General features: G+C 36.2%; 4 protein-coding genes. All 4 read right to left on the bottom strand.

The genetic code is table 11. The features are described 5' to 3' along the window. Window positions 1–216 precede the first annotated feature (216 nt). Window positions 217–2,169 (bottom strand): excinuclease ABC subunit UvrB, encoded by a 1,953-nt coding sequence (uvrB, locus tag Q7P22_RS14300; RefSeq protein WP_303865060.1) that lies wholly within the window; start codon window positions 2,167–2,169, stop codon window positions 217–219. A 281-nt stretch (window positions 2,170–2,450) separates the two neighbouring features. Next, window positions 2,451–3,665: a S41 family peptidase gene (locus Q7P22_RS14305; RefSeq protein ID WP_303865061.1), complete on the bottom strand. Its 1,215-nt coding sequence runs from the start codon at window positions 3,663–3,665 to the stop codon at window positions 2,451–2,453. 296 nt (window positions 3,666–3,961) lie between these two features. Continuing rightward, complete coding sequence (locus Q7P22_RS14310; protein ID WP_303865062.1) at window positions 3,962–5,179, bottom strand: murein hydrolase activator EnvC; 1,218 nt, start codon at window positions 5,177–5,179, stop codon at window positions 3,962–3,964. Between the two features lie 34 nt (window positions 5,180–5,213). Next, on the bottom strand, window positions 5,214–5,714 hold a 501-nt coding region (locus tag Q7P22_RS14315; RefSeq protein ID WP_303865063.1), incomplete at its 5' end, for an FtsX-like permease family protein.

Raw genomic sequence — 5,714 nt, forward strand, 5'->3', positions numbered from 1 at the left:
AAGCCCTCTTTTGAGTTCTAAGTTCTACGTTGTATGTTCTAAGTTTTTGGTCACCGAAGGTGACTATTACGCTTTTACATAGAACTTACAACTTAGAACTACCTAATTTAAGCCCTCTTTTGAGTTCTAAGTTCTACGTTGTATGTTCTAAGTTTTTGGTCACCTAAGGTGACTATTACGCTTTTACATAGAACTTACAACTTAGAACTACTGAATTCAAGCCTTCTTTAAGGCTTGAATTCGGTCTCTCAACTCGGCTGCTCTTTCAAATTCTAGTTCTTCTGCTGCTGCCATCATTTCTTGTTCTAGTTTTATTATCGCTTCTTCTATACTTTCGCCTACCACAGTATATTTTTCTTCGTCTTCGGCGACTTTTGTTACTTCTATGGCGTCGTGGATTTTCTTTTTGACCGATTGAGGTTTTATATTGTGCTTTTTATTGTATTCCTCTTGAATCGTCCTTCTTCTGTTGGTTTCTGTAATAGCTCTTTCCATAGAGCCGGTCATATTATCTGCGTACATGATTACTTTGGCGTCTACATTTCGTGCAGCTCGTCCAATGGTTTGAACGAGAGAAGTTTCTGATCGCAAAAATCCTTCCTTATCTGCATCTAATATGGCCACTAAACCCACCTCTGGAATATCAAGGCCCTCTCTAAGCAAATTAATGCCTATTAATACATCGTATATGCCAAGTCGTAAATCTCGTATGATCTTTGTTCGCTCTAAAGTAATGATATCAGAGTGTAGATATTGAACCTTTATATCAATTTCTTTTAAATAATCTGTTAAATCTTCTGACATTTTTTTGGTCAAAGTAGTAACTAATACTCTTTGTTTTTTTTCAATCCTCTTATGGATTTGACCGACTAAGTGGTCAATTTGACCTTGTATTGGCACGACTTCAATTTCTGGGTCAATTAATCCAGTTGGTCGAATGATTTGTTCTACTACCTTTAGTGATTTTTCCTTTTCATAAGGACCTGGAGTTGCAGAAGCAAATATAGCAGTGCTGATTTTACCCTCAAACTCTTCGAAATTTAATGGTCTATTATCTAATGCAGATGGCAACCTGAATCCATACTCTACTAGATTGGTTTTTCGAGAACGGTCTCCTGCATACATACCCCGAACCTGAGGAATCGTAACATGTGACTCATCTATTATGAGGAGAAAGTCCTTAGGAAAATAATCAATTAAAGTGAAAGGCGGGCTTCCAGGTTCTAATCCACTGACATGTCTAGAATAATTTTCTATCCCATTGCAGTAGCCCATTTCTCGAAGCATTTCAATATCGTAATTAGTCCTCTGTTCAATTCTCTGAGCCTCAAGCAATTTATCTGCTTTTTTTAATTTCTTTATCTGCTCTTCTAGCTCTTCTTCAATTTCCTTTATAGCAATTTCTAGCTTTTCAGGAGTTGTAGCGTAGTGAGATGCTGGAAATATGGAAATATGAGTTCGATAACCTGTCACCTCACCTGTGAGCACATCAATTTCAGAAATCCGATCTACTTCGTCCCCGAAAAATTCTATTCGAACAGCTTGATCTGTAGATGCAGCTGGAAAAATCTCTAACACATCGCCTCGAACTCGAAATGTTCCTCGAGAGAAATCAATATCATTTCGCTTGTACTGTATATCAATAAGCTTGCGAATGACATCATCTCGATCTTTTTCCATTCCGGGACGGAGGGATAAAACTAAATTTTCATAATCAATTGGACTACCCAGTCCATAAATACAAGATACAGAGGATACGACGATGACATCTTTTCGCTCAAAGAGAGCTGCTGTTGCCGAATGGCGAAGTTTGTCGATCTCATCGTTAACAGATGCGTCTTTTTCAATATATAAATCGGAGCCAGGCACGTACGCCTCAGGCTGATAATAATCGTAATAACTGACGAAGTACTCAACAGCATTTTCTCCGAAAAACTCTGTAAATTCATTATATAATTGGGCAGCTAATGTTTTATTATGAGCTAATATTAAAGTAGGCTTGTTCACATTTTCAATAATTTTTGCCATTGTATAGGTCTTTCCAGAACCTGTAACTCCTAGTAAAGTTTGCGCTTTCAGTCCATCCCTTATCCCTTTACTCAACTCCGCAATAGCCTTCACCTGATCTCCTTGAGGAGTAAAGTCAGAAGTAACTTTGAAATTTGGCATATTGTAACCCCCTTACATTAGTTCTAAGTGTTAAGTATTCATATCACTGATTGTTTTAATCTTTTTATATACAATGTATAACCCACATTTTTTATCGCACATATGTTCGAGTTTATTATACAACACTCAAAAATTCACGTCAACATGGCATGAATTAGAAACCTGTATAAGAAAAGCGTCGTTAGACGCTTTTCTTATACAATCTCTTATATTTTATAACTACATTACTTTGCATCCATCGTCACCAAAGGTGACTTAAACCTTTTTCATAGATCTTAGAACTATTTCATTTTTTCCTTCATAACCTCAATCGCCTTATTCAACTGAACATCATCTTTTAAATCAAAATCTGCTTCATAACGAGCTTTCTGAGACATTTCTACTGGTACATCTGGCTCGATTCCTTTACCATGGATGTTTCTTCCATTAGGTGTAAAGTATTCTGATACAGTGATCTTATAACCTGTGCCATCGTTTAAATCGCTCATTCTTTGTACAATCCCTTTGCCAAAAGAAGTAGCTCCTACTATTGTAGCTGCTCCTGTATCTTGTAATGCTCCTGCAAATATTTCAGATGCGCTAGCAGAACCTTCATTGATCAATACCACCATTGGTAAGTCAATTTTGCTCTTTTCTTCAGAGCTCATCGTCTCTTTTTTACCCGCTTTATCCTCCGTATAAACAATTACGGATTCTCCTATTAGCTGGTCTACAATCTGTACTACCGTGTCCATCATTCCACCAGGATTATCTCTTACATCTAAAATAAGACCTTTAATATCTGCAGACTGCAATTTGTCTAAATGCTCTTTAAATTCCTTTGCAGTATTCGTTTCAAATTGGGTAATCGTGATATAGCCAATATTGTCTTCTAAAAGCATGCTATCTACGCTATTTAGTACAATTTCTTCTCGGGTGATTTCTTTCTCAATGAGCTCAACAGAACCTTCTCTCTCAATTTCTAATACTACAGAGCTTCCTGCATCTCCTTTTATTTTAGAGACTACCTGTTCTAAATTTAGGCCCGTAACATCGTCTCCATTTACTTTTAAAATAAGATCTCCAGAAAGTAAACCAGCTTTCTTCCCAGGAGAACCCTCTATCGCTGAAACAACAGTTACTTTATTATCTTCATTTAATCCTACTACTACACCAATCCCAACATAACTACCTTGCACTTGTTCCATATAAGCTTGGAACTGATCTGCATCATAATAAGCCGTATAGGGATCACCAACAGCTTCAAACATCCCTTTTATAGCGCCATCTAGTAAACTCTGGTCCTCAACATCCTTATAGTAACTTGCTTGAATTTCATCTTTTAAATATAATAGCTTATTTATGTACTCTGTTGTAGCAGCATCTTCTGTTTTTACAATGATTTTATCGCCTAATGCAATGGACATGCCATTTGCAACGATAAAGGTTGTAGCATTCGTCACCAATAAAAGCAAAATCACTACAATTACAACCACATACCATTTTTTATTTTTCATAAAGCCTCCTCTTATATATTAAAGAATATTTTATCTATAAATGAATTATATGCGTAATCATCAAGCTTTAATCACTTAACTCTTAAGAATGTTACCACTTTATAAACCCTTTATCAAGATAAAATGGAGTGAAGTAGCATCCCTCCTTTAATAAGTATATAAAACAATACTTAAATTACTATTAAAGGTGGAGTGACCCCAGAAACTTACAACTCAAAACATAGAACCGACCGTAGCTATGCTTATTTTACATATAAAAAAACTTCTAGGCTGAACCTAGAAGTTTTTTATATGTATTATCTTACGTAATTTAATGGATTCGTATGTGAGCCGTTTACCCTTATTTCGAAATGAAGGTGTATACCAGTAGATCTACCTGTTGTACCAACTTCGCCTATTGCTTGTCCTGCTGAAACCCTAGCTCCAGCGCCAACGTAACGCTGTGCTAAATGAGCGTAAAGGGCACTAATATTGTTGCCATTTTTATCTGTTCCCATGTCTACAATAACATAATTACCGTAACTACCACTATGTACAGATTTAATTACTACTCCATCTCCTACAGCTACTGCATTCACACCAGTACGTCTTCCCGTTGGGATATCGATCCCTGTATGAAAACTTCTTGTCCCTAAAACAGGATGAATGCGAGATCCATATGATGAAGATATTGAAGAGTTTCCAGGTACTGGCCATCTATATGCACCATTGGTTGTAGGTTGGCTCGACGGCTGTGCGGATTCTCCACCAGTATTGTTTTGAGCTTGTTGTGCCGCTCGCCTTGCTGCCTCTTCTGCAGCTCGCTGTGCAAGTATAGCTTTAATTTCAGCCTCAATAGAATTCGACTCTGCTTCTAATTCTCTTAGTTCAGATTCTAGCTTATTTGCATTGGCCTGTAACTCACTCATATAGTTGTTTCTTTCCGCTTTGATTGTGTTTAAGCTGCCTCTTTGATCTTCAGCTTTCTTTTTCATACCTAAAAGATTGTTTTTCTTTACTTCGATTTCTTCTTTTTTCTTTGCAATTTCACTTTCTATAGCTTCTAATTTTGCAAACAAATCTTGATCATATTCTGCAATCGTCTTGATCATATCTACTTTTGAAATCAAGTCACTAAAGCTTTGAGCGCTAAAGAGAATTTCTAATGGACTTGTGTCACTGTACATGTACATAACCCTTAATCTCTCGTCTAAAGTCTCTTTTTGCTCTTCTTTTTCTGCGATCGCTTTTTCTAGCTCAACGACTATTGCTTCTAACTCTTTTTGAGTTTTGTTAATATTACTTTCAATATCTGCAATTTCGTTTTCGGCCTTTTTAATTTGACTGTCTAATTTGTCGATTTCAGCCTTCAATTCTTCCATAGAGGCATTATTCGCATCAAGTTTTTCTTTTACTTCATCTTGAGATTCTTCATTTTTTTCCAGGTTACCCTTCAGATCTGATGTAGATGCGTATACCGGCAAGCTAAAGAGCATAAGACCTGCTAACAATAAACTGAGTACCTTCTTTTTCACAATATAGCCTCCTAATTCATTTGTGTTTATTTTTCTATATATCCAAGAATTTTCGCATTGAAAACAGGCTTCCTACTGCTCCTACACCAATACCATAGATTAAAAAGTACGTGGTGATCTGAGGCATAATCATTTCAGGTGTTGCAAATGTAGTACCCATAAGAATCCCAGATTGTTCTTGAAGGACTCCTAAGAAGAAATAATAGCTATTTCTTACTACAAGAACCGCTAACAAAGAACCCACAAATCCTAATATACTTCCTTCAATGAGAAAAGGAATTCGAATGTACCAATTGGTTGAACCAATCAGTTTCATGATACCAATTTCTTTTCTTCGAGCGAAAACTGTAATTTTAATCGTGTTAAAAATAATAAACAAGGATATTCCTGTTAAGATTACTAATACAACTAAGCTAAGTGCATTTGCAAAATTGCTAAATTTCATAAGTGAATCTACATATTCCTCACCATAATTTATGTAGTCTACACCTTCTAATTCACTTAATTCTTTGCTTAATGGTACGATTTTTTCACC

This window comes from Alkalibaculum bacchi, assembly GCF_937875145.1.
In the GTDB taxonomy this organism is placed as follows: Bacteria; Bacillota; Clostridia; order Eubacteriales; family Alkalibacteraceae; genus Alkalibaculum; species Alkalibaculum bacchi_A.